This window comes from Phenylobacterium sp., from assembly GCF_030679875.1.
GTDB lineage: Bacteria > Pseudomonadota > Alphaproteobacteria > Caulobacterales > Caulobacteraceae > Phenylobacterium.
The window spans coordinates 159,688-185,198 of the sequence record NZ_JAUXSP010000018.1 but is presented as its reverse complement, the minus strand read 5'-3'; the positions used below and the strand labels follow the sequence as shown (position 1 = coordinate 185,198).

The 25,511-nt window shown below is 65.0% G+C and carries 23 protein-coding genes and 5 pseudogenes; 12 read left to right on the top strand and 16 right to left on the bottom strand.

Translation table 11 applies throughout. The annotated features are described in order from the left end of the window. From Q8K84_RS11175 to Q8K84_RS11155, 5 genes and pseudogenes are all read left to right on the top strand, one after another. Positions 1-265 (top strand): acyl-CoA dehydrogenase family protein (locus Q8K84_RS11175; protein ID WP_305282686.1); only part of this gene is annotated, 265 nt, incomplete at its 5' end. 11 nt (positions 266-276) lie between these two features. Further along, the gene (locus Q8K84_RS11170; RefSeq protein ID WP_305282685.1) at positions 277-1,887 is read left to right on the top strand and encodes an acyl-CoA synthetase; all 1,611 of its coding nucleotides are present in this window, start codon (positions 277-279) and stop codon (positions 1,885-1,887) included. A 4-nt stretch (positions 1,888-1,891) separates the two neighbouring features. Next, positions 1,892-3,529 carry an NAD(P)/FAD-dependent oxidoreductase gene (locus tag Q8K84_RS11165; RefSeq protein WP_305282684.1) on the top strand — a complete coding sequence of 546 codons (1,638 nt, stop codon included), beginning with the start codon at positions 1,892-1,894 and terminating at the stop codon, positions 3,527-3,529. A 48-nt stretch (positions 3,530-3,577) separates the two neighbouring features. After that, positions 3,578-4,846 carry a cytochrome P450 gene (locus Q8K84_RS11160; RefSeq protein ID WP_305282683.1) on the top strand — a complete coding sequence of 423 codons (1,269 nt, stop codon included), beginning with the start codon at positions 3,578-3,580 and terminating at the stop codon, positions 4,844-4,846. Between the two features lie 118 nt (positions 4,847-4,964). Continuing rightward, a pseudogene (locus tag Q8K84_RS11155) lies at positions 4,965-5,327 on the top strand (2Fe-2S ferredoxin). On the opposite strand, the gene Q8K84_RS11150 reads toward Q8K84_RS11155, so the two are convergent. The 5 genes from Q8K84_RS11150 to Q8K84_RS11130 form a co-directional block, all read right to left on the bottom strand. Further along, positions 5,319-5,789, bottom strand: a complete 471-nt coding sequence (locus Q8K84_RS11150) for a MarR family winged helix-turn-helix transcriptional regulator (protein WP_293319935.1) — start codon at positions 5,787-5,789, stop codon at positions 5,319-5,321. The pseudogene Q8K84_RS11155 and the gene Q8K84_RS11150 sit on opposite strands and share 9 nt — an antisense overlap. A gap of 228 nt (positions 5,790-6,017) precedes the next feature. Continuing rightward, positions 6,018-6,623: a TetR/AcrR family transcriptional regulator gene (locus tag Q8K84_RS11145; RefSeq protein WP_304711690.1), complete on the bottom strand. Its 606-nt coding sequence runs from the start codon at positions 6,621-6,623 to the stop codon at positions 6,018-6,020. Continuing rightward, the gene (locus Q8K84_RS11140; protein WP_304711688.1) at positions 6,620-8,278 is read right to left on the bottom strand and encodes a DHA2 family efflux MFS transporter permease subunit; all 1,659 of its coding nucleotides are present in this window, start codon (positions 8,276-8,278) and stop codon (positions 6,620-6,622) included. The genes Q8K84_RS11145 and Q8K84_RS11140 overlap by 4 nt, the downstream gene beginning before the upstream one ends. Beyond that, positions 8,265-9,395: an HlyD family secretion protein gene (locus Q8K84_RS11135; RefSeq protein ID WP_304755412.1), complete on the bottom strand. Its 1,131-nt coding sequence runs from the start codon at positions 9,393-9,395 to the stop codon at positions 8,265-8,267. The genes Q8K84_RS11140 and Q8K84_RS11135 overlap by 14 nt, the downstream gene beginning before the upstream one ends. Then, positions 9,392-9,820 carry a MarR family transcriptional regulator gene (locus Q8K84_RS11130; RefSeq protein WP_304755411.1) on the bottom strand — a complete coding sequence of 143 codons (429 nt, stop codon included), beginning with the start codon at positions 9,818-9,820 and terminating at the stop codon, positions 9,392-9,394. Before Q8K84_RS11130 ends, Q8K84_RS11135 begins: the two co-directional genes overlap by 4 nt. Positions 9,821-10,000: 180 nt before the next feature. Between Q8K84_RS11130 and Q8K84_RS11125 the strand changes: the two genes are divergently transcribed. After that, positions 10,001-10,474 (top strand): universal stress protein, encoded by a 474-nt coding sequence (locus tag Q8K84_RS11125; protein WP_293421544.1) that lies wholly within the window; start codon positions 10,001-10,003, stop codon positions 10,472-10,474. A 46-nt stretch (positions 10,475-10,520) separates the two neighbouring features. On the opposite strand, the pseudogene Q8K84_RS11120 reads toward Q8K84_RS11125, so the two are convergent. Next, a pseudogene (locus Q8K84_RS11120) lies at positions 10,521-11,027 on the bottom strand (integrase core domain-containing protein); the annotation flags it as partial. Positions 11,028-11,852: 825 nt separating this feature from the next. Here Q8K84_RS11120 and Q8K84_RS11115 point away from each other — a divergent pair. The 3 genes from Q8K84_RS11115 to Q8K84_RS11105 all read left to right on the top strand — a co-directional run bounded on the left by Q8K84_RS11115 (position 11,853) and on the right by Q8K84_RS11105 (position 15,438). Beyond that, a complete protein-coding gene (locus Q8K84_RS11115) occupies positions 11,853-12,944 on the top strand; it encodes a Zn-dependent alcohol dehydrogenase (RefSeq protein ID WP_304711681.1) in 1,092 nt (363 codons plus the stop codon). A gap of 10 nt (positions 12,945-12,954) precedes the next feature. Then, entirely contained in the window at positions 12,955-14,391 is a 1,437-nt protein-coding gene (locus tag Q8K84_RS11110; RefSeq protein WP_305282682.1) for an aldehyde dehydrogenase family protein, read from the top strand. A gap of 111 nt (positions 14,392-14,502) precedes the next feature. Continuing rightward, entirely contained in the window at positions 14,503-15,438 is a 936-nt protein-coding gene (locus Q8K84_RS11105; RefSeq protein WP_304713920.1) for an alpha/beta hydrolase, read from the top strand. A gap of 3 nt (positions 15,439-15,441) precedes the next feature. Here the strand turns inward: Q8K84_RS11105 and Q8K84_RS11100 are convergent, their stop codons facing one another. Further along, positions 15,442-15,849, bottom strand: a complete 408-nt coding sequence (locus Q8K84_RS11100) for a globin (protein WP_304713919.1) — start codon at positions 15,847-15,849, stop codon at positions 15,442-15,444. Between the two features lie 10 nt (positions 15,850-15,859). Then, positions 15,860-16,873, bottom strand: a pseudogene (gene bioA, locus Q8K84_RS11095) (adenosylmethionine--8-amino-7-oxononanoate transaminase); the annotation flags it as partial. Positions 16,874-16,990: 117 nt separating this feature from the next. On the opposite strand from bioA, the gene Q8K84_RS17415 reads away from it, so the two are divergent. Next, complete coding sequence (locus tag Q8K84_RS17415) at positions 16,991-17,191, top strand: hypothetical protein (RefSeq protein ID WP_304753301.1); 201 nt, start codon at positions 16,991-16,993, stop codon at positions 17,189-17,191. Further along, the gene (locus Q8K84_RS11090) at positions 17,116-17,574 is read left to right on the top strand and encodes a hypothetical protein (protein WP_304753305.1); all 459 of its coding nucleotides are present in this window, start codon (positions 17,116-17,118) and stop codon (positions 17,572-17,574) included. The genes Q8K84_RS17415 and Q8K84_RS11090 overlap by 76 nt, the downstream gene beginning before the upstream one ends. Here the strand turns inward: Q8K84_RS11090 and Q8K84_RS11085 are convergent. Beyond that, positions 17,532-18,545, bottom strand: a pseudogene (locus Q8K84_RS11085) (IS630 family transposase). The gene Q8K84_RS11090 and the pseudogene Q8K84_RS11085 overlap by 43 nt on opposite strands. 344 nt (positions 18,546-18,889) lie before the next feature. Between Q8K84_RS11085 and Q8K84_RS17410 the strand changes: the two are divergent. Then, positions 18,890-19,367, top strand: a pseudogene (locus Q8K84_RS17410) (hypothetical protein). Between the two features lie 12 nt (positions 19,368-19,379). Here the strand turns inward: Q8K84_RS17410 and Q8K84_RS11070 are convergent. The 7 genes from Q8K84_RS11070 to Q8K84_RS11040 form a co-directional block, all read right to left on the bottom strand. Further along, positions 19,380-20,123, bottom strand: a complete 744-nt coding sequence (locus tag Q8K84_RS11070) for an enoyl-CoA hydratase/isomerase family protein (RefSeq protein WP_293322932.1) — start codon at positions 20,121-20,123, stop codon at positions 19,380-19,382. 48 nt (positions 20,124-20,171) lie between these two features. Then, positions 20,172-21,053, bottom strand: coding sequence for an MBL fold metallo-hydrolase (locus tag Q8K84_RS11065; protein WP_304713914.1), 882 nt, complete (start codon positions 21,051-21,053; stop codon positions 20,172-20,174). Between the two features lie 129 nt (positions 21,054-21,182). Beyond that, a complete protein-coding gene (locus Q8K84_RS11060) occupies positions 21,183-22,385 on the bottom strand; it encodes an acyl-CoA dehydrogenase family protein (protein ID WP_293416825.1) in 1,203 nt (400 codons plus the stop codon). 251 nt (positions 22,386-22,636) lie between these two features. Continuing rightward, positions 22,637-22,891: a hypothetical protein gene (locus Q8K84_RS11055; protein ID WP_293416831.1), complete on the bottom strand. Its 255-nt coding sequence runs from the start codon at positions 22,889-22,891 to the stop codon at positions 22,637-22,639. A gap of 755 nt (positions 22,892-23,646) precedes the next feature. Then, on the bottom strand, positions 23,647-23,796 hold the full coding sequence (locus Q8K84_RS11050) for a hypothetical protein (RefSeq protein ID WP_304713911.1): 150 nt from the start codon (positions 23,794-23,796) through the stop codon (positions 23,647-23,649). Further along, positions 23,793-25,019 carry an LptF/LptG family permease gene (locus tag Q8K84_RS11045; protein ID WP_304754502.1) on the bottom strand — a complete coding sequence of 409 codons (1,227 nt, stop codon included), beginning with the start codon at positions 25,017-25,019 and terminating at the stop codon, positions 23,793-23,795. Before Q8K84_RS11045 ends, Q8K84_RS11050 begins: the two co-directional genes overlap by 4 nt. Further along, positions 25,016-25,453, bottom strand: coding sequence for an HIT family protein (locus Q8K84_RS11040; protein WP_304754501.1), 438 nt, complete (start codon positions 25,451-25,453; stop codon positions 25,016-25,018). Before Q8K84_RS11040 ends, Q8K84_RS11045 begins: the two co-directional genes overlap by 4 nt. Positions 25,454-25,511 lie beyond the last annotated feature (58 nt).

The window sequence follows — 25,511 nt, the reverse complement described above, 5'->3', positions numbered from 1 at the left end:
CTCGCTGGTCTGGTATGCGGCGCACGCCTTTGACCATGCACCTGACGAATCGACCCTGATGGCCTGCCACGCAAAATCACACCTCTCCGAGGTCGGCCGGTTCGTCGCGCGGACCTCCACCGAAGTGCACGGCGGCATGGGTTTCACCGACCTCGCCGGGCTGCACTACTGGTTCAAGCGCATCGGTCTGGATCGCCAACTGCTCGGAGGGCCGGAACTCGTCCGTAACGAGGCCGCCCGCGTTCAGGGCTGGATCGCCGTTTAGGAAGCAGGCCCATGACCTGGAATTTCGGCGATATCCTCGACGCGCTCCCGAACGCCCTCCCGGCGGACGCGCCGGCCTTCATTCACGGGAATCGAACGATCACCTGGGTGGAGACGTCGCATCGGTCGAACAATCTTGCGCGCGCGATCCTGGCCCGGGGCGCGAAGCCGGGCGACAAGGTGGCGTTCTATATGCGCAACCGCCCAGAGTACGGCGAGGCCCTGGCCGCCTGCTTCAAGGGCCGCCTGACCCACGTGAACGTCAACTACCGCTACAAGCCCGACGAGGTGTTCTACATCTTCGATGACTCGGATGCGCAGACCATCATCTACGGCTCCGAGTTTCGCGACACAGTCCTCCAGCTGAAGGACCGCCTGTCCAAGGTCGCCACGTTCATTGAGATCGGCGACGACGATCCGCCGGCGCACTTCTCGGAGCGATATGAAGACCTCGCCGCGACCGGCGAGGGCGCCCCCTTGGGGATCGAGCGGTCTCCAGACGACCTTCTGTTCATCTATACGGGCGGTACGACGGGCATGCCCAAGGGGGTCATGTGGCGCCATGAGGACATGCGTGAGGCCCAGCTCGACGCGGTGCGGCGGCTCGGGCCAGCGCCGGAAACCCTCGACGCGCATCTCGACTTCGTTCGCGCCACCGGTCCGGGAAGCCGAACCCTCCCGGCCTGCCCGATGATGCACGGAACCGGTCTCATCACCGCGATCGGATGCATGATGAACGGCGGCTGCGTGGTCACCCTTGAGAATCCGTGGTTCGACGCCGACGAGCTCTGGTCGGTCGTTGCGCGCCATCGGGTGCAATCCATCGCCCTGGTGGGCGACGCCTTCGCCAAGCCGATGTTCAAAGCGCTGGAGGACCAGCCTGGGCGCCACGACACCTCGAGCCTAGTCTCCGTGGTCTCCTCTGGCGTGATGTGGAGCCGTGAGGTCAAGGCGGGCCTATTGCGACACATCCCACAAGTCGTGCTGATGGACTCCTTCGGCGCTTCAGAGGCGCTCGGCTTCGGCTCCTCGGCCATGACCAAGGACGGTGAGGTCAGGACCGCGACGTTCCAGATCGGCCCCCGGTGCAAGGTCTTTGACGAGGATGAAAATCTTGTGGAGCCGGGCACAGGCAAAGCCGGGATAATCGCCATCAGCGGCCCAATACCGCTGGGTTACTACAAGGATCCGGAAAAGACCGCCCAGACCTTTCGCACCATCGCCGGCCAGCGCTACTCGATCCCGGGAGACTGGTGCACAGTGGAGGCCGACGGGGCCATGACGCTACTGGGACGGGGCAGCGCCTGCATCAACACCGCTGGCGAGAAGGTTTATCCCGAGGAGGTCGAGGAGGCCCTTAAGACCCACCCGATCATCGAGGATGCGCTCGTGGTCGGCGTTCCAGACGATAAATGGGGCCAGGCCGTCACGGGCGTGGTGGTAGTGGCGAGCGGAGTTGCATTCGACGAGGACGATGTACGTCGGCACGTGCGCTCCAGCTTGGCCGGCTATAAGACCCCCAAGCGTGTCCTCGTGACCCAGGTCCCGTTGCGGGCTTCGAACGGCAAGGCCGATTACATGGCGGTCACCAAGTTCGCTCGCAGAAATTTAGGACTAGCGTGAGACCATGAACACCGAACCTGCCGTGCGGCCAGAAACCCAACCAATCGAGGAACTGGATGTCCTTGTGGTCGGGGCCGGTTTCACCGGCCTTTACCAGCTCCACCGCCTGCGCCAACTGGGGTTCTCGGTGCGCCTTTTCGAGGCCGGCGCCGACCTGGGCGGTATCTGGTACTGGAACTGCTATCCTGGCGCCCGCGTCGACACCCACGTGCCGATGTACGAGTTCTCCTGCGAGGATCTCTGGCGCGACTGGAACTGGACGGAGCGGTTTCCCGGCTGGGAGGAACTGCGCGCCTACTTCCGCTACGTAGACAAGAAGCTCGATCTGAGCCGGGATATCCGCTTCAACACCCGTGTCGAGGGTGCCGAGTTCGACGCCGGGCGCGACCAGTGGATCGTGACGACGCAGGAGGGCGGCGGCGTCCGCGCCCGCTTCCTGGTGCTCTGCACCGGGTTCGCCGCCAAGCCCTATGTGCCGCAGATTGAGGGGCTCGACCGGTTCGCGGGTGAAACACACCACACCGCCTGGTGGCCGCAAGGCGGCCTCGACATGACGGGCAAGCGCGTGGGCGTAATCGGCACCGGTGCGAGCGGCGTGCAGGTGGTGCAGGAGGCTGCGCCCGTGGCCGCGCAACTGACGGTCTTCCAGCGCACGCCGATCCTGGCGCTGGCGATGCAGCAGCGCAACCTGGACGAAGCGACCCAGGCCGACATGAAACGCGACTATCCCGCGCGATTCGCGCGGCGGCGTGAAAGCTTCGGTGGCTTCGACTTCCACGCGAGCGGAAAGTCCGCGCTGGAGGTCTCTCCGGAAGAACGGCAGGACATCTATGAGGCGAGTTGGGCGGCCGGAGGATTTAGTTTCTGGGCCTCGACCTTCTACGACGTGATGATGAACCTCGAGGCCAATCGTACCGCCTACGACTTCTGGCGCGAGAAGGTGCAAAAGCGGATTCGCGATCCGAAGCTCGCCGAAAAGCTTGCCCCGAAGCAGCCGCCGCACCCGTTCGGGGTCAAGCGCCCGTCCCTTGAGCAGACCTACTACGACGTCTTCAATCAGGACAACGTCGAGCTGGTGGACCTGAAGGAAACGCCGATCCTGGAAGTCACCCCCGGCGGCGTAAAGACCGCAGCGCGGGAGTACGAGCTCGATCTCCTGGTTCTTGCCACCGGCTTCGATGCCGTGACCGGCGGCCTGACGCAGATAGACATCCGCGGTGTCGAGGGGCTCACGCTCAAGGAGAAGTGGGCCAAGGGCGCGCGAACTCATCTGGGCATGGCTAGCGCTGGCTTTCCCAACCTGCTGTTCCTCTACGGGCCGCAGAGCCCCTCGGGGTTCTGCAATGGCCCGACCTGCGCCGAACTGCAGGGCGACTGGGTCGTCGAATTCCTGGGACGCGTGCGCGACGCGGGCGTCAGCCGGTTCGAGGCGACCACCACCGCCGAACAGACCTGGAAGGACCATATCGAGGCGGTTGGCGCCATGACGCTCTTTCCCCTGGCTGACTCCTGGTACATGGGCGCTAATATTCCGGGTAAGCCGCGGGAATTATTAAATTATCCGGGCGGCGTTCCACTTTACCTGCAGATGTGTCAGGCCAGCGCCGACAAGGGTTATGAGGGGTTTGTCCTAGGGACCTGAGGCGCCCGTCATCTTAATTGACGGGATAAGCAAGAGATGGAAAATGCAATGAGCGACGGCGCGATCGATCTGAGGGCCGAGGCCCGCGCAAAGGCCTACGCAATGCCGTTGGAGGACATCAACCTCGCCGACACAGAGCTCTGGCGCACCGACACGGTGTGGCCATACTTGGAGCGGTTGCGCAAGGAGGACCCAGTTCATCTGCACCCGGCGCATCACCACCCGGACGGCGCCTTCTGGTCCATCACAAAGTATGCCGACATCATGGCCGTCGATATCAATCACGAGGTGTTCTCGTCGGAGCCATCGATCACGATCTTCGACCAAAAAGAAGACTTCACCCTTCCGATGTTCATCGCGATGGACCCGCCCAAGCACGACGTCCAGCGCAAGACCGTCAGCCCGATTGTCTCGCCGGCCAACCTCCACCTGATGGAGCCGTTGATCCGCAGCCGCATCACCAAGACCCTGGACGAACTACCGATCGGCGAGCCCTTCGACTGGGTCGATCGGGTCTCCATCGAACTCACCACCCAAATGCTGGCCACCCTGTTCGACTTCCCCTGGGATGAACGGCGCAAACTAACCCGCTGGTCCGACATCGCCACCGCGGGCCCCCAATCCGGCCTGTTCCTCACGGATGACTACGAGACCGAGCGCAGGATGGAGCTGTTCGCCTGCGTGGACTATTTCACGCGACTCTGGAACGAGCGGGTCAACGCCCCGCCCAAGGGCGATCTGATCTCCATGCTGGCCCATGGCGAGGCCACGCGGAACATGGACCGCATGGAGTACCTCGGGAATCTGCTCCTACTGATCATCGGCGGCAATGACACCACCCGAAATACGATGACCGGCTCGATCTTAGCGATGAACGAGAACCCCGAGCAGCTACGTAAACTGCAGGCGAAGCCAGACCTGATCCCCTCCATGGTTTCGGAGACCATTCGCTGGCAGACCCCGCTCTCCAACATGCGGCGCACCGCCACCCAAGATTTCGAGCTTGGCGGCAAGCTCATCAAGAAGGGCGACAAGGTGCTGATCTGGTACGCCTCAGGCAACCGGGACGAGGAGGCGATCGAGAACCCTGAAGCTTACATCATCGACCGAGAGCGGCCGCGCAACCACCTGTCGTTCGGGTTCGGGATTCACCGCTGCGTGGGTAATCGCCTAGCCGAGCTCCAGCTGCGGATTCTGTGGGAAGAGATCCTCCCGCGCTTTCCTGAAATCCGTGTCCTGGAAGAGCCCCGCCGTGTGGCTTCGGTCTTGATCCGGGGGTACTCGTCCATGCCGGTCGTCATTCCGGCGCGCAACTGAGCCTGGCATTCGCTAAGTCCAGAGGACGCGCCCAATCTCAATAGCCTTGAGCCCGCCTGTGCGGGTCATTCAGCATCCACTCGAGCCAGACGGGCTCTGGAGTTCAGCAAGAGTTCCAATCACCAGGATCACCTACATCGAGCACGACGGGACGAGCATGTGGTCGACGTCAAGCCCGGCCTCACGGGAATGGAAGGCGCGGTCAAGAACAACATCCCGGGCATCGACGCAGACTGCGGCGACGCCTACGCCCCCTGCCGAGTCTATATTGACAAGGCTCGGGCCGACAAGACCGGCGCGTCCCGGCATTGGAGGAGTCGATGCTGGATTTTGCCGAGGGCGTCGAACCAACAGCCATCTCTCTTGCCAGATCAAGGTCAGCGATGCGCTCGACGGACTGATTGTGAATGCCGGAGCGTTGACACTTATTGGCCGCTGCGCGAGGAAACGCGCGTACTCAGGCAGATCGATTTCAGGTTAGGCTGTCGCGGAGCGTCATGAGCGTCGCAACGAGCGCCCTATGTTCGTCTTTGGCGAGCCGTCCGAACGTTTGCTGATGCAGCGCTTGAGCTTTCTCGCCCAGTGACGGCATGATCTCCTGAGACTTCTCAGTCAGAAAAACGCGCCATATCCGGCGGTCGTCCGGGTGGGCGCGACGCTGCACATGGCCGGAGTGCTCAAGCCGATCAATCATTTGTCCCAATGATGCCCGGCTGACCTCAAGCTCTTTCGCCAAGTCCGCCTGGGATCTCCCATCCTCGCGTTGGAGATAAACCAGCACACGCCACATTGAGCCTGTGAGGCCCAGGTCCAGCATTCTCCGGTCCACCGACGCGCGCAGCAGGCGAGTAACCTCCGCCAGGAGATAGCCGGTGCCAAGCGGAGTGAATTTGAGGTCCAGCGCCTCGGGCGCAGAGTCCTCATTGTGGGCGGCGCATTGCATGAGCGACATTCCTTAAAACCAGCGGAGATTCGAACAAGTTAGCTCGCGCGTGGCAATTGGCGACAGCGCCCTCGGCGGCATATTGCACACCACGGGCTGAACGAGGGATCAGCCCCGGCGCCGGCCGCGGGTGGTGGAAAGGCTGAGCGAGGCGAGCCGCAAGCCGCCACACAGCTTAGGCGGACCGCCTTGCGGCGCAGGATTCATGTCATAGCCTCGGCAGGCACATTACCTATCAGTTGCGTAAGCCTTTAGGAAGAGTCTCGAGCAAGCTCTAGCATGGGACTCTATGGGCTTTTCATCGTGGATCCCCGCCAGAATCATGAGTTGCGCGTTCGATACGACAGCAGTGTGGAAGAGTTGAGCTGCGATGTCGGGTTCATCGACAGTGAGACGCCCCCGCGCACATTGCGCGCGGAGATAGGTTGCGATGCGTTCCCGCATACGCACCGCAGTCGCGTCATAGATCAGCTGGGCCGCTGCCGCATCGTGCTGGATGGCAAAGAAGATCGCGCGAAGCATTTTCCGATAGGCGGGCTGTGAGAGCTCGCGCAGCAAGGCAAGGGCGTAGGATCCCAGCTCGTCCTCAGGATCTCCGTTGCTGTCCAGATCGAGCATCGGATCGTACAAAACACTGAGGCCACTGGCGACCAAAGCGTCCATCAGGCCGGCTCTGCTGCCGAAATGATTGTAGACCGTCTGCTTTGAGACGGCCGCTGAGCGGGCGATCGAGGTGACCGACACATCTGGGCCAAGCCGACTCATCAGGTCCGCCGTAGCCAAGAGGATCGCCTCCCGCTTGGCTTTGCAGGTCGAGTTTGCGCGCCTGTTCATATTCTCACCGCGCGAGCCTTGGCTTCAATTACAGGGTCTGCTGCTGGCCCGGCATCCGCCTCGTCTTCAGCCTTCTCAGCCGATTGGGGGCCTGGACCTAGCCGCGCAGCAACGCGCCCCAAGGCGCGATGGAGCACGAAAGTTGGCGCGAGGGCCACGGCGAAGACCATGGCCGTGATCAGGAATCCATCTCGATAGGCGGCGGCGGCCGCCTGGTAGTAAACCCCTTGCCCCAGCAACCAGCCGGCGGCCGGGAGTTGCTCCAGAGGCCCGAGTCCCAACGCGTGGACGGTTCGCGCGGCTTCCATGAGATAGCCGCTTGTAGCTGAATTATCCGACGTCTGGGTCGCGGCGAGGGCGTCGCCGTGGAACGCGGTTCGCCGCTCAATAATCACGCCCAGAATACCCGTGCCGAGCGCTCCGCCCAGTTGCCGGGTGAAGTTCATCGAGCCAGAGCCCTGGGATAACAGTTCCAGCGGCAGCACCTTGAGAGCTGCAGAACTCAGCGAGGGGAACACAAAGCCCATCCCAATGCGGCCAATCACCGTCCACCAGGCGAGCGTCCAGAAGGCGGTGTCAGCGCTCACGTGGGCCGTAAGCCACGAGGAATAGGCAAAGATAGCCATGCCCGCCCCGATCAGCAATCCTGGCGACAGCCGGTCGCTCATCATGCCTGCGGCGGGAAAGACGATGACCAGGACGAAGCCGGCCGGCATCAGCAGCAGACCCGCTTGGGTTGGGGTGAAGTTTTGAATCTGCTGGACGAAGACCGGGAGCAGATAGGTCGTGCCGTACAGGCCGGCCCCCAGCACAAAGCTGACCGCCGCGGCCGCAGCGAAGGGGGGACTGGCGAACACCCGCAGGTCGAGCAGCGGATGCGGAATCCGACGTTCGCGGACGAGGAAGGCCGCCGCGCAGGTCATCGTGATTGCAAGCCCTGCGAGGACGGGCGTGGAGGCCCAGCCCAAGCGCTGGCCGCTGGACATGGTTTGCAGCAGCGCGAGCAGGGCCACGCTGAGCCACACCAGAGCCGGCCAGTCCAGTCGGGCCTTCGCGACCGCAGGATCGCGATCGGGCAGGAAGAGGTGCGCCAGCGTGATGCCACCCAGGCCGAATGGAATCCCCAAATAGAAAAGGAACCGCCAGTCGAAGCTATCCATCAGCAGTCCCCCGACCCACGGACCCAGCGCCGGGGCGAGCACCACGCCAATCCCGAAGATTCCCATGGCCGCGCCGCGCTTGTCGGGGGGAAACACCTGGAACATCACGACCATCGCCAGCGGCTGGATGACGCCCGCTGCAGCGCCCTGGATCACCCGGGAGACTATGAGCACCGTATCATCCGGCGCCAGCCCGCCGAGGACCGATCCGAACAGGAACACGCCCAGGGCCACCGTCATGGTTTGCCGCTGACCGAAGGTGCGTTCGCACCAGGCAGAGAGCAGCATGGTGACCGTCATTGCGGCGAGAAAGCCGGTGGCGAGCCACTGCACCCGGGTCTGATCGATGCCGAACTGGCCCATGATTGCCGGAACAGCCACGTTGACGATGGTGGATGAAAGCACCACCGCGATCGCCGAGACCATGGCCGCCGCCGTCGCGAGCCAGCGGTACATCGACCCATAGCGCGCGAACAGGGCCTCAGTCTGTGACATCGATCGTGACCTCGGCCATCATCCCCGGCCGGAGGAGATTCTGCTGTTGGGTGATCGCCAGCCTCACGGGCAGCCGTTGGGTGACCTTGGTGAAGTTGCCGCTCGGATTGGGGTTGGGCAGTAGCGCGAACTGGCTCGTAGCGGCGCCCCCCAGGCGCTGAACCTTGGCCTCAAACGTGCGGCCGGGATAGGCGTCCACCTTCACCTTGGCCGACGCGCCAACCTTCAGTTTACGGAACTCCGTCTCCTTGACGTTCACATCGACCCAGACGGTATGCGGGTCGTGATAGAGCAGGATGCGCGAGCCCGGCGAGACGTACTCGCCCGGATCGACAACGGTCTGATCGATGACCCCATCGAAGGCCGCCACGATCTGTCGCCGTCCGAGATCGAGCCGCTGCTGTTCACGCCGCGCAGCCAGCGCGTCGATCTGGGCGTCGACGCTCGCAATCTGCTCGGCGATCACCTGCACCTGCTGGAGGCCCGTCTGGGTGACCTCGGCGCTCGCCTTCGCGCCGGAGATCGCGGCGCGGGCGCGGACGGCAGTTTGCTCGGCGGCCCGAAGCCGCGCCTGGTCCTCCTCGAACCGGCTCTTGGCGACCAGCCCTTTCCCATAGAGGGTTTCGGTGCGCTGAAAGGCCGACCGTGCCACGGCCAGCTCAGCCTGCTTGGTCAGATAGTCGGCCTGGGCGCTGTCGATGGTCGCGGAGGATACCCCAGCTTGATTGCCGACGGTGTTGCGCACCAAGCTTTGCTGGGCCAACAACTGCGCGCGCTGCGCGCGCAGGTTGGCGATGTTGGCGTTGATCTCCGCCAAGCTATATTGAGCGTCGCGGGGTTCTATGCGGACCAGAATCTGACCCCTCTCGACTTGGTCCCCGGCTTTGACATCGAGCTGAACAATCCTGCCGGCCGCCTCGCTGGAAACCGCAATGACATCTGCGGCAATGCGGGCGTCATTGGTCGACACCCGGCCGGCCCTCCCGTGCAGCCAAACCGCGCCGGCCGCAATGAGGGCCACGATCACGGCGGCGACGAGAAGCAGGCGCCGCGAGGGTTTTCGCCCGATGCGAATGCTTTTCACGCTCGCGACGGGGTTGTCATCCGCCGCGCTCATCTTTGTTCCAAACGCTGGTTGACTCGTCCCAAAACGGACAGACAGGTGACGAGATCGGCGTCAGAAATATCCGCCAGCAACTCGTCGCGAAGCGTGGCCGCAATGCTCGTGATGTGGTCGAGGACCGGCTCTGCCGCGGCGGTGAGGGTGACGCGTTTGGCTCGCCGATCATTCGGCGCCTCCCGCCGCGCAATCAGGCCGCGCCTTTCAAGGTCATCCAACTGGCGCACGATCGTCGGCGCCTCGATTCCGAGCCGATCCGCTAAATCCCGCTGTGTCAGCCCTCCGTCCGAACTTGATAGCTCAAACAACGCCAGCCACCGCGCCTGCGAGAGGCCCGTGTCCTTAAGCCGCTCGTCTAGGCGCGCCCGCCAACGACGGCTCATCAGGTTCGCTGCCTGTCCAAAGGCGTGTCTGGCGGTCATCGAGTACAAATCCGTGTCGATAGGGAGCTAATAATTAGCATCAAAACGCCCCGGCGCAAACCTCGCGGCGCTTGTTGGATGATAGCCCCCTAACCATTAACCTACGAAGGTGCGTTGGGTGCGATTGGGCGCCCTTCGGGAAATACTAGGGCTACCCTTGGGTCTGAAGCGGGGGTTCATATGTATCGTCGAATCGTTCTTGCCTACGATGGCAGTGTGGAGGGACGTGCCGCGCTGCGCGAGGGCGCGATGCTGGCCATGAGGCTTCGGGCCCGGGTCTTTCTCTTGTCGGTCGCCGCAGAGACGCCTGGAAGACGGCTGGCCGAAGGTGCGTACGCCGGAGTCATCGCTCACGAGCAGGAAGCGTACCGAGCGGTGCTGGAAGAGGGCGTCACGGGGCTGCGGCAACTTGGCCTCGAGCCGGTCGCCGAGTTGCGGAGCGGCGAGCCCGCTGCTGAGATTGCCGCCTTCGTAGAGCAAGTCGCCGCAGACCTCCTGGTCGTAGGCCACCGGCATCGGAGCTTTCTTGATCGATGGTGGGCCGGCAGCAGCGGCGCCTACCTGATGGACCGCATCAATTGCAGCATGTTGATCGCCGGCCACCTGGTCTCGGACGAAGCGCTTGTCGACGCACGTGGGGGGGGCAATGAGTGACCTTGCCCCCACCCTTGGACCAGGTCGGGCCGGGATTTCTCGCCGGTCAGGCGTCGGGTGGGCCATGTGTCCCGACGCCATTCATGAGCTCGATCGGGCACTTGTCGCCGATCGCGCTGTGGGGACGATGTTCGTTGTAGTCCCTACGCCAAGCCTCGCATTTTGATCGGGCGTCGTCGAGGGACATGAACCAGGCGGTGTTCAAGCATTCGGGCCGGACCTTGCCGTTGAAGGACTCCGCAAAGGCGTTGTCCGTCGGCTTTCCAGGGCGGCTGAAGTCCAGGATGACGCCCCGCTGGTAGGCCCAGAGATCGAGGTCGCGGGAGACAAATTCGGGGCCATTATCGACGCGGATGACCCGTGGATAGCCCACCGCTTTGCCGGCCAGTTCGAGCGTCCGGACGACGTCGCAGGCCTTGTAGGCGAAGCGGGGATCCAGCGCCGGCGAGAACCGGCTGAAAGTGTCGATGATCGCCAGGATGCGTATCTTGCGCCCGTCGAAGAGCTGGTCGGGCAGGAAGTCCATGGCCCAGACGTCGTTGGGCCCGGGCGCTGGCGCTCGCCGAGCTTGAAGCGCTGACGCGGGCGCGCGCGACCCAGCAGCAGATTGACGCGGCGCTGCGCAACGCTGCGGACCATCAACTCGAGCGGAAACGCTATGCTGCGGCCCTAACGTCAACGCATGGGGATCGCCCGTTAAGGAACAGAGTGGGTCAACTAAGAATGCAGGTTGAGCAACCTGCCACGTCACTCTGACCGCCCCCCGAATCCCGGCAAGGTGACCGGCCTGGTGCTGCTGTCGGGCTATTACCGCCAGCCCCGACCGACGGCCGCGCGGCTGCTGAAGGTCGGGCCGGGATGCTGGAGATCATTACCCGCGATGTGCGCCATCCCGTCTTGGAGGTCACCAACCAGCCCGACCAGCTACACAGCATGCCATGCGGCCCTGTGGAACATCAAGGTCCGGTCCCCGTCGTGCACGGCAACTAGGACGATTTAGCGCCCATCGAGCTGGCCGAGAACCTGGTGGCCGAGACCCGCACGCGGCGGCCGATGCAGTTCGAGCGGGTGACGGGCGCCGACCACTTCCTCAACGACGGATCCGCCGAGAACCTGTTGACCACACTTGCGGGTTGTATCCCCCCGCCGCGGGGTGACTTCCGACTGCGCTGGCCGAAATAGCCGGCGGCCTGGCCCAAACGAATGACCCTATTGCGGCTCAAACCGGCTGCGCCTTCGACTGCCTGAGGAGAGCCGCCAATTTCCCTTGGCGCAGGCCATGTGAACGGCGATAAGGTTGGCCTCTCGGGAAGTCTCGGCCATGTCCGGACTTCGATAATCCGCCCGCTAAGACGGGCGCTGTTCGGGGAACGCCAGTATGAAAGCCGCCGTGCTGCGCGAAGTGGGCAAGCCGCTTCAGATCGAAGATGTCCAGATCAACAAGCCAGGCCCCCATGAGGTCCTGATCCGCACCGTGGCCGCGGGCCTGTGCCACTCCGATCTGCACTTCATGGAAGGCTCCTACCCACACCCGCTACCGGCGGTGCTGGGCCATGAGAGCGCCGGGATCGTCGAGCAGGTGGGCTCGGAAGTCCGGACCGTGAAGGTGGGTGACCATGTTATCACCTGCCTTTCGGCCTATTGCGGTCACTGCGAGTCTTGCCTGACGGGCCACCTCTCACTTTGCGTCTCGCCCGATACCAAGCGCGGCGCTGATGAAGAGCCCCGGCTGACCACCGCCGCCGGCCCGATGATCCAGTTCCTGAATCTGTCGTCCTTCGCCGAATACATGCTGATCCACGAGCATGCCTGCGTCGCGATCCGCAAGGACATGCCGCTCGACCGCGCCGCCCTGATCGGCTGCTCGGTGATGACGGGGGTCGGCGCGGCAATGCACACCTCCAGCGTCCGTCCGGGGGAGACCGTGGCCGTCATCGGCTGCGGCGGCGTGGGCCTGTCGGCGATCAACGGGGCGGCCATCGCGGGCGCCGGCCGCATCATCGCCATCGACACGGTCGCCGCCAAGGGCAACTTGGCCATGGAGTTCGGCGCAACCGACTTCATCGACGCCTCCCAGACCGACGCGGTCAAGGAAGTGCTCGAAATGACCAAGGGCGGGGTGCACCACGCCTTCGAGGCCATCGGCCTGTCCAAGACCGCCGAGCAGGCCTTCAATATGCTGCGCCGCGGCGGCACGGCCAACATCATCGGCATGATCCCGGTCGGCCAGAGCATCACCCTGATGGGCGCCGCATTCCTGGGCGAGAAGAAGCTGCAGGGTTCCATGATGGGCTCGAACCGCTTCCCGATCGACATGCCCCGCCTAGTGGACTTCTACATGAACGGCAAGCTAAAGCTCGACCAGATGATCTCCCAGCGCATCAAGCTCGAGCAGGTCAACGAGGGCTTCGCTGACATGAAGCGCGGCGAACTGGCCCGTTCGGTCATCATGTTCACATCTAACGAGTAAGCGAGAGCCCATGCGCGAGTACCTGAAGCTCTATATCGACGGCCAGTGGGTCGAGCCGGTGGCGCTCAAGACCCTGGACGTCATCAATCCCGCCAATGAAGAGGTCGCCGGCAAGATCGCGCTCGGCGCCGAAGCCGATGTGGACAAGGCCGTAAAGGCCGCGCGCAAGGCCTTCGCCACCTGGTCTCAGACCACCCGCGAAGAGCGGCTGGACGTCATGCAGCGGGTGCTGGCCGAGTACCAGAAGCGCTTCGGCGATCTGGCCAACGCCGTCACCGAGGAAATGGGCGCCCCGGCCTCGCTGGCCCAGCGCGCCCAGGTGCCGGCCGGCATGGGCCACCTGGCCACCGCCATCGGCATCCTCAAGGACTTCAAGTTCGAGGAAGACCGCGGCGCGACGATGATCGTCAAGGAGCCGATCGGCGTCTGCAGCTTCATCACGCCCTGGAACTGGCCGCTGAACCAGATCATGTGCAAGGTCGCCCCGGCGCTGGCCACCGGCTGCACCATGGTGCTGAAGCCGTCGGAGGTCGCTCCCTTCACCGGCCAGATCTTCGCCGAGATCATGCACGAGGCCGGCGTGCCGGCCGGCGTGTTCAACATGGTCCATGGTGATGGCCTCGGCGTCGGCGTGCCGCTTTCGACCCATCCGGAAGTGGACATGGTCTCGTTCACCGGTTCGACCCGGGCCGGCATCGAGGTGGCCAAGAACGCCGCCCCGACCGTCAAGCGCGTGCACCAGGAACTGGGCGGCAAGAGCCCGAACATCGTCCTGGACGACGACGTCTTCGCCAAGAGCGTGGCCGGCGGCGTGCGCCAGATCATGACCAATTCCGGCCAGTCCTGTAACGCCCCGACCCGCATGCTCGTCCCGTCCAAGCGCATGGACGAGGCGATCGCCGTGGCCAAGGAAGCCGCCGCCCAGGTGACGGTGGGCGACCCCACCGGCAACGCCATGCTGGGCCCGGTGGTCTCCAAGACCCAATGGGACAAGATCCAGGACCTGATCCAGAAGGGCATCGACGAGGGCGCCACCCTGGTGGCTGGCGGGACGGGTCGTCCCGAAGGCCTGGACAAGGGCTACTATGTGAAGCCCACCGTCTTCGCCAATGTGAAGCCGGAGATGACCATCTCGAAGGAAGAGATCTTCGGTCCCGTCCTGTCGATCCTCGGCTATGAGAGCCTCGACCAGGCCATCGCCATCGGCAACGACACCGAATACGGCCTGGCGGCCTATGTGAACGGCGCCGACCTGGCCAAGGCCCGCGAAGTCGCTTCGAAGCTCCGCGCCGGCCAGGTGTCGATCAACGGCGCGTCGGACATGACCGCTCCCTTCGGCGGCTTCAAGATGAGCGGCAATGGGCGCGAGTGGGGCGACTTCGCCTTCCACGAGTTCCTGGAGGTCAAGGCGGTCATGGGCTACGCGCCCAAGGAAGCCGCCGAGTAGGCTTCGGCTCGAAAGACCAGCGGCCCCCGGCGATGTCGGGGGCCGTTTTCGTGACTGCGCCGGCAAGAGCGCGACGACCCCCCAAAAGACGCCCCCCAGGAGGAGACGCCGATGATGGATCCCCACTTTCAGGCCATGCTGGAGGCCCAGGCCAAGGCCGCCGAGGGCCAGACCCCTCCGCCCCTGGACGCCCTGCCGCCGGACATGGTCCGCGCCGGCTATCGCATGCAGCGCCAGGCCGCCGACCAGAATGCGCCCAAGGATGTCAGCGTCCGCGACCTGAAGGTCGACGGCGCGGCCGGCGAGATTCCGGCGAGGCTCTACACCCCGGCCGGGGCGCCTTCGACCACCGGCGGCCTCGTCTATTTCCACGGTGGCGGCTTCGTGATCGGCGACCTGGAAAGCCATGACGGCCATTGCCGACGGATGGCGGCTCTGGCCGGCGTCCGGGTGCTGTCAGTGGACTACCGCCTGGCGCCGGAAAACCCATTCCCCGCCAGCCATGACGATGCGCTCGCCGCCACCCGCTGGGCCTTCGACCATGCCGCGGAAATCGGCTTCGATCCGGCCCGCATCGCCGTGGGCGGGGATTCGGCCGGCGGCAACCTGGCCGCCTCGGTGGCCGCCGACCTCAAGGATGATCCCCAGCGCCGGCTGGCCTTCCAGCTGCTGCTCTATCCCGGCATATGGCCGGAAAAGGAGACGGCGTCGCGTCAGGCGCTGGACGGCCCCCTGCTGACCAAGCAGGCCATCGCCTGGTTCGACAAGTGCCTGGCGGCCATCGGCCATCCCCAGTCCCACCGGGCCATGCTGGGCAAGATGGACTGCGCGGGCCTGCCGCCGGCCCTGGTGGTCACGGCCGGCTTCGACCCGCTGAAGGACGAGGGTCGCGACCACGCCGAGCGCCTGCGGGCGGCCGGGGTCCAGGTGGAGCACATCGAGTATCCCAGCCTGATCCACGACTTCTACATCATGGCCGACGTCTCGCCGGCCGTGGGCGAGGCGGCCAAGGCCACGGCGGCGTCGCTCAAGGCAGCGCTGGCCTGAGGTTCAGATCGTCTGGGCGGGCGCCTGGACGATCTGTTCGACCTCGGCCGTGAACTCATCCCAGGCGGCCTGCATGGCCGGCGTCCAGGCCTCGCCGGCGATGTCGGCGAAGGCCTCGGCCATGGCCTTGTAGAAGGCGGGGAAGATGTCGGCCGGCACGCCGATGTCGTCGTGATTGCGCAGCTCGGCCCGCAGGAAGTTGGCGGCGAAGGCGTTGGGGCCCAGATAGTCCAGCAGGGTCTCGATGGCCTGGCGCAGCATCTGGCCTCGGGCCGCCCCGCGCTTGTCGCCGATGAACAGGGCCTCGGTTTCAGGATAGCGGGCGAACAGGCGAGCATAGACCTGCGGCGCAGGATCTTCGCTGTGCTTAGCAATCAGGTCGAGGCTGTCGAGAATGGCCTGGGCGTCCATGGGCGCGAGCTTAGCGCCCGGCCGCGGGCGCGCCCAGCACGGTTTGGATGGCGCCAGTCAGGCGGTCCAACTCCTCATCGGTAGTGACGAAGGGCGGCGTCAGATAGACCACCTTGCCCATGGGGCGGATCCAGCAGCCCAGCTCGGCGAACCGCTGGCACAGCGCGCCTGCGTCCACCGCGGCCTCGAACTCCACCACCCCGATGGCGCCCAGGGTGCGGACATCGACCACCCCCCTGGCCTGACGACAGGGCTCCAGGCCCGACCTCAAGGCGGCCTCGATCCGCGCCACATCGGCCTTCCAGCCGCCGGCTTCGAAGAGGTCGAGGGAGGCGCCGGCCGCCGCGCAGGCCAGGGGATTGGCCATATAGGTCGGCCCGTGCATCAGGGCCGCGCCCGCATCGTCGGACCAGAAGGCTTCGAAGACCCGGCGGCTGGCCACGGCGGCCGACAGGGGCAGGGTGCCGCCGGTCAGCGCCTTGGAGAGCGTGATGATGTCGGGCGTCACACCCGCGCCCTGGCAGGCGAACAGGTCGCCCGTGCGGCCAAAGCCGGTGAAGATCTCGTCGAAGATCAGCAGTACGTCGTGGCGGTCGGCGATGGCCCGCAGGCGGCGCAGCACCTCATCGTCGTGGATCAGCATGCCGCCGGCGCCCTGGATGCGCGGCTCGACGATCAGGGCGGCGATCTCGTGGCCCTTGTCGGCCAGCAGGGCGTCGAGGGCGGCTTCGCTGTCGGCGTCGCGGGGCAGGGCGACCACGTGCTGGCTGGGCATGACGCCTGCAAACAGGCTGTGCATCCCCTCTTCCGGGTCGCAGATGGTCATGGTGGCGAGCGTGTCGCCGTGATAGCCGCCGAGGAAGCTGACGAACTTCGAGCGCCCGGACACGCCGCGATTGATCCAGAACTGGATCGCCATCTTCATGGCGATCTCCACCGAGACCGAGCCGCTCTCGGCGAAGAAGACGTGGTCGAGATCGCCCGGCAGCATCGCCGCCAGCCGCCTCGCCAGGTCGTAGGCCGGGGCAAGAGGCGGAAGATCGTCCGGCCGCCCTGCCGGGGGCGGCGAGCGGGCGCATGGCGCGGCTGGCGCGTCCTGGATGGCGGGGGCTTCGTCCACGGGGTGCTCAGCACCGGCAATATGAACATCACCGGCGAGAGCTCCGACTACGGCCCCGACCGCCTCCTGCCGCGCAACGATCCAACTTCGTGGCCGCCTATTTCGACCACAGCGGCCTCTACAGCTTTGGGCGCTAGGCCGAGGCGGTGTTCTGGAACCTGCGCCAGCCGGGCGGCTGCTTTTGCCTGGTCAGTCCGCCCGAACCCCTGGTCGAGGCGCTGAACAGGTTTGCGGGCTCCTACTGGGCCGAGCTGGTGAGTGCCATGCGTCGCCGGTTGGGGGTGCGCAGCTATGGGATGGACGCCGATTCCAGCCTCGCCCAGGCGGCGTTCCAGGCGCTGGCGGCCGGCGGCAAGCCCTGCGCCGGGAGCCCTTCTTCTTCGACTGGTTCGGCGGCGATGACGCCCGCGCCCTGCCGGGCGCCCGCGGCGACATCTCTCGTCAGGCCGCCTTCGAGGACTTCCGCGCGCAACTGGCGGCCTTCGAGCCGGCCAGGCGTAATACCAACCGGCGCTGATCAGTATTCCTGGGCCCAGTCTCTGAGGCCGATGGACATGATGCGTCAGGGCTGGTCGGCGATGGTGTTCCAGGCGGCGCAGCAGTGATCGACGATGTCCGCGTAGTTCCTGAAGATGCGGCTGGAGAGGCGGTTGTCGCGCAGGAACTGCCAGAGGTTCTCGACCGGATTGAGCTCCGGGGCCTTGGCCGGCAGCGGCAGGAGGGTGATGTTGGGCGGCGTCTCGAGGGCCTGGGAGGTGTGCCACCAGGCTTGGTCGAGCAGCAGGATCGCGTGATGGCCGGGCTCGACCTGGGCGCTGATCTCGGCCAGATGGGCGTTCATTGCCTGGGTGTCGCAATAGGGCATGACCAGGCCGGCGGCGGTTCCCTTCTGCGGACAGATGGCGCCGAACAGGTAGGCCGACTGGGTGCGCTGGTCCTTGGGCGCGGACGGTCGGGTCCCGCGCCTTGCCCAGCGGCGGGTGAGCTTGTTCTTCTGGTCGATGCGGGCTTCGTCCTGGAACCAGACCTCAAGCCGGGTTCGCCTGGGGAGCCGCTCGCGGATCTCCTGGACCCGCAGGGGGAAAATCCCGCTTGAAGGCCTCCAGGGCCTGCGGGTTCTGGGCGTGGTGTCTGGGCCGGGCGGACAGGCGTCTGTAGCCGAGCGCCTTGAGGATCCGGCCCAGTCGGCTGGGTCCAGAGACACGCCGTATTCCTCGTGAATCCAGCCGGTAAGGTCGATCAGCCGCCAGCGCACCACCCCGTGAATGGCCAGGATCTGGCCGTCCTCCACCAGCCGGACGACGGCCGCCAGTTGCTCGGGCGTCAGCTTCGGCCTCGGCCCCGGAGCCTGGCGGTCGATCGGCCCGTCCGGCCCCTCGGCGTTGAACCGCAGCGCCCAGTCGCGAAGGATCTGCCGGTCCATCCCGCCCGCCGCCGCGGCCTCGCGCCGGCTGGCGCCGTCGTAGACCGCCGCCAGCGCCAGCAGCCGTCGAACCTGACGCGCGTCCCGGCTGGTCCGCGCAAGCGCCCGGACCCTGGCGGCATCGTAATCCTGGCGAAGCGCGATAGCTGGCATGGCGAAACCCTCCGGTCCCACCATCGAATCCTGCTTCGCCGCTCAGCGGAATCCCCCAGAGTCAGACGCCGCGCCGATTGGTATAAGGCGCTCTCACACCCCTATTTCGCCGCGCCTGAGCCCCAGGAGCTGATCTATGAGGAGATCGAGGCCATCCGGGGGCGGATCGACCAGGCCGACGACTGGAGCGCCTTCGAGGCCAAGCTCGCTGCGCTGGAAACCGCCCGTCAGGCCTATGAACCGAGCGAGGACTAGAGCAGTTTCCAAGCCGCCTGACTCGGGGGGATTCCCTTGAGGCGGCGAGTCTGACTCACGCTGGCTGCCGGTGAGGGAGGCCGGTGGCGATGGGCAAGCCGCTGCCGGTGGATCTTCGGGAGCGGGTGGTGGGGGCGGTCGACGAGGGGCAGTCGCGCCGCAAGGAGGCCGAGCGGTTCGGAGTCAGCATCTCCAGCGCGATCCGCTGGACCAGCCTGCGGCGGCGGACGGGCGAGGTGCAGCCCAAGCGCCAGGGGCGACAAGCGCTCGGGAAGGATCGAGGCGCATAGGCCGCTGATCCTGTCGCTGGTGGCGGCCAAGGCCGACATCACCCTGGCGGAGTTGCGCACGGCGCTCGCCGAGCGGGGCATTGCCGTGGCGATCTCCACGCTCTGGCGGTTCTTTGAGCGTCACCGGATCACGCTCAAAAGAAGACCGGGCATGCTCCGAAAAGCCGCCGCCCGCACCGTCGCCGCCCTCGAACGCGCCATCGTCGAGGCCATCGACACCTTCACCCCCACCGAGTGGGCCAACTACTTCGCCGCCGCCGGATACGATGCGACGTGATCGGAATCTGCTCTAGGCGGGTGGGCGCTTTGTGAACTGCCTGATTCGATCGACCATGTCCGGTCCTGCGCCCTGGCTTCGATAAACCTCGTGCGCCAAGCCGGCCGGCTGTGACAGGCCATCGGTTTCGGTCAGCAGCCGCTTGTTCGCGGCATGGCTGAATGACGAGTTGGTGAGAATTTCAGAGGTGAGGCTGTCCACGGCCGCTTCGAACTCAGCATCGGTCACGCACGCGTTGGCGAGGCCGATGGCCTCGGCTTGCCGTCCTGAATAGGTACGGCAGGTGAACATCATCTCGCGTGCCTTGTAGGTTCCCACCCGGCGCGGTAGCCGCTGGCTGAGGCCCCAGACCGGCGTCAAGGCCCATTTGGCGTGGGTGTCGGCGAATTTGGCGGATTCGGCCGCAAGAATGATGTCGCCAGCCAGGGCAAGCTCCAGGGCGCCGGTGTAGCAATGGCCGTGCACAGCGCAGACGACCGGCGAGGTAAGCTCGGCGAGGCGTTGGATGACATGCGACTGATAGTTAGGCCGGGGAAGTTTCTCGCCCTCGGCGATGTCGCCGAGATCGTGGCCCGCCGAGAAGCACCGCCCGGCGCCGCGCAGCACGACGACGCCAACCGGCGCCGCCTCCAGGTCGGCAACGTGGGCCTCGAGCGCCTTGAACAGATCGACATTCAGCGCGTTGAGCTTGTCCGGCCGGTTCAGCGTCAGCTGGCAGACGCCGTCCAGGTCAGAGCGGAGCACGAGATCATCCATTGAGTTCTATCCGATGTTCTTTTTCAAGGTTGTCGTCCTCTCCCGAAGTCAGGCAGCGGGGGCGTCCATCGCCTCGGCGTCGAAGCGGAACCCGGCGCCCTCCCGCATTATGTATCCCGCCGTCGGCGCCGCGTAGTGAGTGCCGATCACCAGAATGGGTTTGTCGGCCCATTCGGCGAACAGTCGCGCGCGCGTCGCCGCCGCCGCTCTCGGATCGCTGTCGAAGGGCGGCGACCAATGCGGATGGGCCATCTGGCACGGATGGTGGCTCATGTCGCCGGTGATGACCGCCGATTCACCGTTGGACTCGGTCATCACACTGACATGGCCAGGCGTATGTCCGGTGCTGGGCGTGAGCCGGAGGTGGGGCGAGATGCGGTGATCCATTTCGACGAACTCGGCGAGCCCCGCGTCGAGGATGGGCTGTACCGAGTCCGACAGGATCGTTTGCTGTTCCTCGTCGCCTTCTGTGCTCCAGTGGGCGAATTCGGTCTTGCCGAACAGGTAGCGGGCATTTGGAAACGTCGGAACCCATGCGCCGTCCTCAAGCTTGGTGTTCCAGCCCACATGATCCACATGCAGGTGGGTGCAGATCACGGCATCGACACTCTCCTGCGACCAGCCGACCTCGGCCATGGACTGCAGGAAGCCGGTGGCCAACGGCTGTCCACGCAGAATGGACCGGGGTCGATCGTTTCCGATGCAGGTATCCACCACCAGCCGTAGGCCCGGCGCATCCACCAGCAGCGCGTGGATGGACAGCAGCAGCTGATCCTGCTCGTTGACGAAATTCGGGTACAACCACGGGATGGCTCGCAACGCCTCGGGCGTCGCTTCAGCCAGAAAGGGGGCGGCTCGATTGTATGGGATCGGAATCTGGAGTTCCACGATCCGGGTGATCTTCACCGCCCCAACTTGCCAACTCAGCATCGCGGCCTCCCTTTGGTCATGGTCGTGGACCGCATCGCGGCGGAAGAAATCGACGCTGAAAAATTGTCCAACCGCAGCTGACGCTTAAGCCTCTGCTCGCCGCTCGCGGATTCTGCCACGCTCACTCGCTCAGTTGACTGCGGACAGATCGGGCAACCCCAGGATCCGCTTGGAGATGATGTTATTCTGCACTTCCTGGCTGCCGCCATAGATCGTGCTAGCCTTACCGCCCAGCCAGCCGCGCACGGCGTCCAGCTCCGCGGGGGTGAAATCCTCGCCCGCCCAGCCTAGGCCCTGGTGACCCATGATCTCGAGCGTCAGTTCGGCCCGGTCCTGAGTCCAGCGGGTGCCGGCGTTCTTCATGATCGAGGTCGCCGCCGACGGGCCGGCGTTGCCCTTGGCTTCCGCCATCGCCCGCATCGCCGTCTGCTGGAAGGCGCGCCCGTCCATCTCGTTTGAAACGATCCGGGTCCGCAGGTCGCTGTCGGCCAGGCGACCGTGCGCGTCGACGCCGACATAGGCCTTGGCGAGATCTGGAAGGGCCGCAGTGCCGCCGAGGGCGTTTCCCATACTCGAAATGCTGGAGCGCTCGTGCTGCAGGAGCCGCTTTCCGATTGTCCAGCCGGCGTTCAGGGGACCCACCAGATCCTTCTTCTCGGCGCGCGCGTCCGTCAGAAAGGTTTCGCAAAACGGCGAGCTGCCGGCGATCAGCTTGATCGGCCGCACTTCGACGCCTGGCTGGCGCATGGTGAAGAGCACGAAGGAGATGCCTTCATGCTTCTTCGTGGGATCGCTTCGAACAAGACAGAAGCACCAGTCAGCCCATTGGGCACCCGATGTCCAAATCTTCTGGCCGTTGATCCGATAGTGGTCGCCCATGTCCTCGCATCGCGTCTGCAGGGAGGCCAGATCAGAGCCGGCCCCGGGCTCGGAGTAGCCTTGGCACCACTGAACTTCGCCGCGGCAGATCGGCGGAATGTGCTCCAGCTTCTGTTCTTCAGTGCCGTACTCGAGCAAGGTCGGTCCGAACATCATGACGCCCATTCCCCCGATCGGGTTGTAGGCTCCAGCGCGCGAAAATTCCTGGTGGATAACTCGGGCGTGGGCCGAAGAAAGCCCCGCACCGCCGTATTCGGCAGGCCACGTCGGCGTCCCCCAACCCTTTCCGCCGACCGCCTTGCGCCAGGCGACCTGTTCCTCGGTCGGCTGCAGACGCTCTTCAAGCCCGGTCGGATTGCTCAGACCCTTCAAGTCCGAAGGGAAGTTGACTTCGACCCAGGCCCGCACGTCCTGACGAAAGGCCTCGATAGTCTGATCTGCGGCGTCAGCCATTACAAAAACTCCATTGTTTGAAGAGACGCGATCAGTTTCCAACTTGGCTAGAACGGCCACGTTTAGATTACGTAGTTATCAGAAGGCGCTCCTGTATGGTTCCGCCACGTTGTCGTGGCAGATCCAGTTCCATTCCTGCTCGCCCAAGCCCTTGGTGTGCTCTTCGAGCATGGTCTGCGACAAGGGGCAGGTTGAATCGGAACACGGGAAATCGTTCGCCCACATCAGTCGCCGGGCATTGCACATGTCCTTCATCCTGAACGCCACCCAGCCATTCTGGCAGCCGCGAATGCGCCGCGCGCCGTGATCTGCAGTGGGTCTTTGCCGGCGGCGACGACCGGCCCCGTTGGCATCGGCGAGGCTAGTCCTTCGATAACAAAGGCATCGCCGATCTTGTCGAGCCGCTCCATCCGCGGTGCTCGATCACGAAACTTCGGATCGATGTAGTCGACGTAGCAATGTTGCGGCTCGGTAATGTGGGAGTCAGCGGATATGGGCTTCTTCATCATCTTTATCCAAGCCCGCGTCGTTTCAGGGAAGCGTCCTCGCCGCGCCTGCGCTTGTGCGCGCGCAGCATTGACGGATGGCCGCCGCTTCTTGCTGTCTGGTCCAAGCGCGGTCGCTTGGCGATCACCCATCGTGTACGATCGCAAAATATATATCTGTTAGCCCGAAACTACTATGTATTAAATGACATGGTGAGCTTGGCCGCCCTCCGCGGGTCCCGTGCTCACCGCCGGTCGCGACGGGCCAACTTGCCATATATGGGGGTATGCCGGCTTGCCGGGACGAACGCCTGCGAGGGGCCTTCAAAGAGAGGGTGGTTTGCAAGATGGCTCGACCTGCAGGGTTTCGCCCCAGGGGCCGGACGACCACGCCACCAAACACTCACGCTTCGTTTTGGCCATTTCAACAACCGACCAAAACTCTCAGTGCTGATCCTCATCATGAGGTCATTTATCGTATTGCGACTTACGAGAATGACGTGTACCAGCCATCAGCCGATGAGGCTCGCACGGTATTCGGCTTTTCGTCTCTGAGAGCACGCACTGCGGCCCCATCCTGCCCAAAGCTCCAGCCTACCTCCCGGGGCCCAGGGCAGCTTAGGCGGCGCGGAAGACCGGCCGTGCCGCCCTTTTTTTTGGCAGGTGTGCAATGGTCTATCCGCGCCTCACGGTTCGCGAAATTGCATTCGGCTCTGAGAGGCTGTTTGGAAAAGGCGTGAGCGGGGATTCCGCTTCGTCGTGGTCTGTGATTCAAGCTAGGCGACGCCGCCCAGCCCCAGGCCGCGCTCAAGGATCTCCGGGGTGGCGTCGAGCAATTCCAGCACCTGCAGGATGCCCAGCAGGATGGCGGCGGCGGCCAGGATGCGCGTGCCGACGATCGACAGGATGTAGGCGTAGAGCTTCACGAGGCCTGGACCCGCGCATCCCGCGCCGCCATCGCCCGGGTGATCCTGTCCCCGGCCGTGCCGATCAACCGGCTGATGGGCGTCTCGCCGGGCCTGTTCCGGCTGCCCAGGAACATCCAGACGCCAAACCCGGTGAACAGAGCGAAGGGCGTCCAGATCCCGAAGAAGGCCGGGACGACCCCGCTTTCGGCCAGGGACTGGCCAAGCTGCAGGGCGTGCTGGAAGGCCAGCAGCAGAATGCCGGCGAAGACCAGGCCCGGCGTGCGCCGTCCCCGCTTGGTCGCCAGGCCGAGGGGAAAGGCGATCAGCGGCAGGAAGGGCAGGAAGGCGGCCCGCGCCAGCCGGCCGTAGAGCTCCGACAGCAGGGTGCTGCGGGGCAGGACGCTGTCGCCGGACCCCGCCAGGCGGGCCAGCTCGCCCAGGGTCAGTTCGCGTTCATCGCCGCCGCGGGCGCGGAGCAGTTCGGTGGCGCCGGCCAGGGGGGCGGTGGTGCTGAAACTGTCGAAATCCAGGATGTCATAGACCCCGTCCGTCCCCTCCAGGATGCGCCGGCCGTTCTGGAGGTTGAGGGTCACATTCAACCGGTCCTGGGACACCTGCAGGTCGGCCGTGGTGGCGGTGATCACCTCTTCGCGGCCGGTCGGCGTCAGCCGGCGTATGAACAGCCCCTCCAGCCGCTGACCCTGGGGGTCAGCCCGGTCGGCGGTCATGATCAGACGATCCTCGGTGACGAAGGCGCCCGCCTGCAGTTCGCCGTTCCAGCCGGCGTTGGCCGCCGCGTGCATCACCGCCCGATAGGCGTAGCGGCTGTAGGGCTGCATGTAGCCGAACACGATCAGGCTGACCAAGGTGAGCGCCAGGCCCAGGCAGATGAAGGGGGTGGCTAGCCGGGGGAGGGACACGCCGCTGGCCAGCAGGGCGTCGATCTCCGACCCGTCGCTCAGCCGCGTGATGACAATGAACAGCGCGACGAAGAAGGCCACCGGCAGGGCGAGGCCAAAATAGTGAGGCACCAGCTGGCCGGTCAGCTGCACCACGAAGCCGAAACGATCGCTGCTCTGGGCCAGCAGGTCGAGAAGGCGCAGCGCCCGTTCGAGCAGGAGGGCGATCAGGGTCACGGCCAGGCAGCCCAGCATCGGGCCTGCCGTCAGCCGCAGGACGTAGCGGTCGAGCAGGGGCAGACCGAACGTAAAGGTGGGCTTGGGCGTCAGAGCCGTGGTCACGCCGCGCGCCACTCGCGCCGCCAGGCCTCGGCCAGCGCCGCAAGACCTTCGGGACTGAGCGCCACGGCCGACGCCAGGTTGGGCTGGCCCGGCCAGCCGGCGTCGGCGAAGGTCTCGCCCGCGTGTTCACGCACGCCCTCGTACCGGGGAATCACGTGGAAATGTACATCGGGATCGACCATCATGAGCATCAGATAGTTGATCTTGGCGTAGTCCACAGTCTGGCGCAGAAGACGCTCAATCCCGCGGACCGCCACCTGCAGATCTTCAAAGGCCTGGCCGCTCAGATCTGAAAATGCCTGGACGGGCTCCTTGCACACAAGGACGAGAGACCCAAATGTAGGCTGCTTGGGGCGCACCAGCAACAGCCAATGGTCAGTCTCACCCACCATCGAGTGGGGATAGCCAAAGTTTACCGCGGTCGCATTGCTCATGAAGCACCCTGCTGATCGGGCGCCATCCGCCGTCGGCGCAAACATAGGGGGTCGTCAC